The 575-nt window shown below is 45.0% G+C and carries 1 protein-coding gene; it reads left to right on the forward strand.

Annotated elements, in window-relative coordinates:
- Positions 1–136: 136 nt before the first annotated feature.
- Positions 137–454 carry a Crp/Fnr family transcriptional regulator gene (locus tag H3001_RS19230; protein ID WP_181215808.1) on the forward strand — a complete coding sequence of 106 codons (318 nt, stop codon included), beginning with the start codon at positions 137–139 and terminating at the stop codon, positions 452–454.
- Positions 455–575: the final 121 nt, after the last annotated feature.

Raw genomic sequence — 575 nt, forward strand, 5'->3', positions numbered from 1 at the left:
ACGATTTAAATTATTGTAATTTTACGCTCGTCGGGACGGGTGGTCCCGCCCCTTGGCGCTGGCCGTTCCCCGACCGATGAGTTTTATAGAGAAAAATAATGCGTGACACAGTTTATTTTACACTACCCGCGACGGAGTGGATGTTTCGCTCTGGTTTGCCTTTCAAGGTGACAGTATCTTTTCCTCCTGGGGGTATGTGGCCGGACTTCCTTCTCTGGTTTCCATTGAAGCTATGAGCGACAGTCGTGTCTATCGTATTTCTAAAAGCAAGCTGGAGACTTTTTTCTCTTCTTCCGTCTTGTTTGCCAACATCGGAAGAATCATCTTTGAACGCCAGTTTCTGGACATGGAAAACTGGATGATAAACGGAGGTGCTGCACAAGCCAAACAGCGGTACCTGACACTCCTAGAGCAAAATCCTGAATTGTTGCAGCACGTACCGCTGAAGCAGTAAGCTTCCAAAATTGGCGTATTGACTAGCATGTTTCTTTCCCATACCTTCGTGCTAAACTTAAAACTTGAAAGATTATGTTTAGCGAAAAAGATTTTGAAAGACTGTGGTTCCTCTACAAGAC

Origin of the sequence: Phocaeicola faecicola (genome assembly GCF_013618865.1) — a bacterium.
Classification (GTDB): domain Bacteria; phylum Bacteroidota; class Bacteroidia; order Bacteroidales; family Bacteroidaceae; genus Phocaeicola; species Phocaeicola faecicola.